The 5026-nt window shown below is 51.4% G+C and carries 4 protein-coding genes; 3 read left to right on the top strand and 1 reads right to left on the bottom strand.

The genetic code is table 11. The features are described from left to right. The coding region (locus tag NZ772_08080) for a lipid-A-disaccharide synthase (GenBank protein MCS6813513.1) at positions 1–330 on the bottom strand (330 nt) is incomplete at its 3' end. Positions 331–510: 180 nt separating this feature from the next. On the opposite strand from NZ772_08080, the gene NZ772_08075 reads away from it, so the two are divergent. From NZ772_08075 to groL, 3 genes are all read left to right on the top strand, one after another. Then, positions 511–849, top strand: a complete 339-nt coding sequence (locus NZ772_08075; GenBank protein MCS6813512.1) for a hypothetical protein — start codon at positions 511–513, stop codon at positions 847–849. Between the two features lie 86 nt (positions 850–935). Beyond that, positions 936–3110 carry a pentapeptide repeat-containing protein gene (locus NZ772_08070; GenBank protein ID MCS6813511.1) on the top strand — a complete coding sequence of 725 codons (2175 nt, stop codon included), beginning with the start codon at positions 936–938 and terminating at the stop codon, positions 3108–3110. A 156-nt stretch (positions 3111–3266) separates the two neighbouring features. Further along, positions 3267–4904: a chaperonin GroEL gene (gene groL / locus NZ772_08065; GenBank protein ID MCS6813510.1), complete on the top strand. Its 1638-nt coding sequence runs from the start codon at positions 3267–3269 to the stop codon at positions 4902–4904. Positions 4905–5026 lie beyond the last annotated feature (122 nt).

Here is a 5026-nt window from a genome sequence, read left to right as displayed (position 1 = left end):
ATAAAACTGATCTCCACCTAAGAACAGCACCACCCCTTGATGGTGCCAGTGCCAATTTTCAACAGTCTTGCCCCAGAGCAAAAAGGGAAAGAAATGCTCAGCCGCCTGCACCCGATCCACCCCCGGATAGTTGCGGGCGATGGTAGCCTCTCGACCTGTAGCATTCGGGCAGGGAGAAAACACAATAGAAATTCTAGCTTGGTTTGGAGTCAACTGCTCGCGCAGCCGCTGCACCACAGGCCTCACCCAAGTGGTCAACTCTCCCGGCCCATTGGTCAAGATCAAAATATCGCTGGGAGCACTGACGCTGGCTGACTCAACTGACGACATAGGATGGAGAGTTACCTAACCCTGAACTCTAGGGACTATGCTACAGCACAGGCAGCTTTCTTTATGAGTTGTGACGATCGACCACAAGTGGACTGAGAGGGAAATCAACCTAGGCTGTAGAATTTTGGCAGCGACTTTTGCCAGAATAGGAGCGTGATTAGTTACTGAGGAACCAACCCCATGAGTTCGCCCAATCCCAAGAATTGGCAGCAACGTCTTCAAGACTTAGAAGCTGAGCTAAATCAAAGTACGCCCGATGCAGTGCACTCTCGACCTGGAAAAGGGCAGGGATCTCAGCCGGCGATGCTAGATGACCTAGTAACCCGCTCTAACACTTGGCTGCAAGGGCTATCCACACCGGCTAAGGTGGCAGTGCTAGCGGGTCTAATGGTGGGGGGCTTAGTCGTCGTGGGGATGGTGCTTCGCTTAGTGCAGTTAGCAGTACAATTAGCTATTCTGGCAGCGATCGGCTACATTGGCTATCGGTTTATCCTTGCTCCCAAGTCGCCAAAAGACTGAGGCCCTAGTTGGCGTAGCTAATTTGTAGCAATTGCTGCTTGTACTCTGGGAGTGCATCAGCATCAAGTTGTATGGCTAGCTCTACTGTGAACAGAACCAGTCCGCGTCTAAGACATCTCACCACTATCCACCGGGTGCTGCCGTCTCTGTTGGTGCGGCGTGGTGTTGCTTGGGTGACAGAGTTTTCTATCTTGGTGGTGAGCATTGCCTTACCAGTCTCCATTGGCGATCAGTTTCGAGCTAAAGCCATTGTTGGTCTAGTGCCCCTGAATCCGCTGCTAGTTGTGGTTGATCGTGTCATCACCCGCACGCTATCATTGCCCGCCAGCACAACCAAGTTAGTGCCACCTGCTACCAATATTGCCTGGACGATCGCCTTGCTCTTGCCATTGGGCCTCACGGCGTTGAACCTATACTTGCTCAGCCGCACAGGCAAAACCATGGCAAAACACTGGCTCAAGGTACGAGTGGTCACGGCTTCAGGCAGCCCACCTGACTGGTCGCAGGTGCTATTGCGCGAAGGAGGACGCTGGATTTTATCGCTGATGCTAGCCTACATGGTTTGGACAGCGACGGCTGCGCCCAACGTACCCGTATTGGTGCGGTTGATTGGGCTGATGTTAATGATTGAAGGGGTAACAACGCTGATTCATCCCGATCGCCGGGCGTGGCATGATCTGCTTGCCCGCACCTATGTAATTGATGCTACTCAACGCCAGCGGATTTATCCTACTTACATGCAGACGGTCTACGAGCCTCAGCACTACTCCCCACGGTTAACAGACTGGAATGATGACGACGAGGCAACGATCGCCGCGATCGTGCTGACCCCCGATACCTACACTAATCCTCGACCCTGGATCACCCGTAACCCACTCCTGACGCTGATCATTACCCTACTCGGTGCTTTGGGCTTGCTAGTGGGCACATTTGTTGGCACTCAAGTCTATATCCAGAGCCAAGAGAATCGCCGTCATTTTCAGCAACAAGATAACGACTTATTCCTAGCGCTGCTGACAAAGCTAAGCCCCTCTGCCTCACCTAAAGGATCTGATGAGCGTCGCAACGCGATTTTAGCCTTGGGTACTATTAAGGACAGTCGTGCGCTGCCGCTATTGGTGGATTTGTTGGGTCAAGAAACCAACGTTACCTTGATAGAGGCGATCGAGCAAGCACTGGTGAGTCGTGGTGCAGAAGCCTTGCCGTACCTTCTGCGGTTGAATCAGTCCCTACGCAATGAGGCAGAGTCCCTACGCTATAGCAGCAACCCCAACCTTCATCGTGCGGTTATGCGCCAACATCGTGTTACTCAGCGGGCTATTGCTAAAATTCTAGTCATTTATAGTAGTCAACTTGAAGCTGATCTCAGTCGAGTTGATTTAGGCCAAAGTAGGGATCCAGTTCCCTTTACCCTGGTGCTCGATCGCGTCAATCTCTCAGGAGTAGCGTTTCGTGGTGCTAATCTAGTGCGGGGTAGTTTCCGGGCTAGTCAACTGCACGGCCCCGGTCGCGATAAACGCTGGGACACCACCGATGACCAAGTTGCCGACTTCAGTGGTGCTGACCTGAAAGAAAGTGATTTCACTAGGGCCATGGCTAGCTATGGGTTGTTCGATCGGGCCAATTTAATTCGAGCTACGTTTAATGCTGCTAACCTATCTCGTGCTCGCCTAGTGGGGGCCAATCTCAGTAGTGCTAAACTCATTCAGGCTAACCTTAACCAAGCTATTCTTCACTTCGCCATTCTCACAGGGGCAGAGCTAGCTAATGCCAACTTGAGTCAAGCAGATTTGTACCAAGCCCGCTTGAGTCGTGTTAATGCTCAGGATGCTAATCTCCAGGCTGCTAATTTGCTGGCATCTGATTGGCAAGGAGCAGACTTGAGCAGGGCAATTCTAACCCAAGCTATTTTGCAAGGAGCAAATTTGGAAGGAGCACGGTTTACCAATGCCCTGTTAATTGGCGCTCAGGTACAGAACGTCAATTTACAAAACGCAGACTTAACAGGTGCCGTCCTGCGAGGTGCAGACTTCACTGGTGCAAATTTGCAAGGTGCTACGTTTACTAGCCAGTCTTCGATCACTGTAGGCGGATTTGTGCAAGAGTCACCCAATAGCAGCGATCGACGTGGGTTGCTAGCTGGAGCCAACTTCGCCCAGGCCAGAAACCTGAGTGAGGAACAAATTCGTTACATTTGTGGCCAGGGAGGCATTCATCCTCGCTGCACCTCGCAGCCAGCCTCTCAGCGTCTTGTGAATTAGTGGTCTGATCTAGACCGAACCACCAGAGTTGACGGCACTTGTGGTCAGCACCCTGGGTTAAAATCAGCAGCTACCGTAAAAACCGAATAGGCTGAGGGTTAGCACTCCATACCTGAGAGTGCTAAATTAGCACTGGTAGCAATTCAACGGTGACCAATGGCGAAAATAGTTGTGTTTGATGAAGAGTCCCGTCGTGCCCTGGAGGAGGGTGTGAATGCCCTTGCCGATGCTGTTCGCATCACCTTGGGGCCTAAGGGACGCAACGTTGTTCTAGAAAAGAAGTATGGTGCACCCAGTATTGTTAATGATGGCATCACCATCGCCAAGGAAATTGACTTAGAGGATCCACTCCAAAACACGGGCGCGCAACTAATTCGAGAAGTTGCATCCAAAACTAAGGATCTAGCTGGAGATGGTACTACAACTGCAACCGTACTTGCCCAGGCCATGATTCGGGAAGGGTTACGCAATGTAGCAGCGGGTGCCAATCCAGTAGCGTTGCGTCGAGGCATTGAAAAGACGATCGCAATGTTAGCCGCAGAAATTCAAGCGATCGCCAAACCCGTAGAAGGCAAAGCTATTGCTCAAGTAGCCACAGTATCGTCAGGCAATGATGAAGAAGTTGGTGCCATGCTGTCGGAAGCCATGGAAAAAGTGGGCAAAGACGGCGTGATCACAGTGGAGGAATCTAAGTCCTTGGCAACAGAGCTGGATGTGGTCGAAGGTATGCAGCTCGATCGGGGCTACATTTCTCCCTACTTTGTGACAGATACTGAGCGGATGATTGCTGAGTATGAAAATGCACGAGTATTGATTACCGACAAGAAACTGAGCAGCATTCAAGACTTAATCCCTGTGCTGGAGAAAGTGGCTCGTGCAGGTCATCCACTCCTAATCATTGCCGAGGATGTAGAGGGTGAAGCCTTGGCCACGCTCGTTGTTAACCGGATGCGGGGTGTGTTAAGCGGAGCAGCAATCAAAGCTCCTAGCTTCGGAGAACGTCGTAAAGCTATTCTCCAGGACATTGCAGTATTGACGGGTGGGCAGTTAATCTCTGAAGAAGTTGGCCTCAGCCTAGATACCATGACCTTGGATATGCTGGGCACAGCCCGCAAGCTGACAATCACAAAAGACACGACCACGATCGTTGCTGAGCAAGATGCTCGCACCAAGGCCAACATCGAAAAACGGATTGCTCAAATTCGGCAAGAGTTAGAGCGTACAGATTCCGAATACGATGCTGAAAAATTACAGGAACGCCTAGCTAAGTTGGCTGGTGGAGTTGCAGTCATCAAAGTTGGTGCTGCTACCGAAACAGAACTGAAGGATCGCAAGCTGCGGATTGAAGATGCCCTTAGTGCAACAAAAGCAGCCGTAGAGGAAGGGATTGTTCCGGGTGGTGGCACTACACTGATTCACCTAGTACCCAAGGTTAATAGCTTCAAGGCTAGCCTTCCCCCAGAGGAGCAAACCGGGGCTGAAATTGTGGCCAAATCCCTAGAAGCTCCCCTACGTCAGATTGCTGAAAATGCTGGGGTAGAGGGTTCTGTGGTGGTAGAGAAGGTCAAGGAACTGGAATTCAACATGGGATACAATGCCTTGACTGATACCTATGAAGACTTGATTAGCAGCGGAATTATTGATCCAGCGAAGGTTGTCCGATCGGCTCTGCAAGATGCAGGCTCAATTGCAGGCATGGTGCTCACCACCGAAGCGCTTGTTGTTGAGAAGCCTGAGAAAAAGGCGGCTGCACCTGATCCTAGCGGTGGCATGGGCGGCATGGGGATGATGTAACGCTAGTCTTTCAGACTCCCTTCAGTCCATAGGCCGTCGAGTAACAGTGCGCCTCGGTACCTATCTACTCTATCGGGGCGCATCACATAGGCCCAGACCTGTCCAAGCGAGTGACGATCAGG

The sequence above is a fragment of the Cyanobacteriota bacterium genome (genome assembly GCA_025054735.1).
Classification (GTDB): Bacteria; Cyanobacteriota; Cyanobacteriia; order SKYG9; family SKYG9; genus SKYG9.
This window is presented reverse-complemented; position numbering and strand designations above follow the sequence as displayed.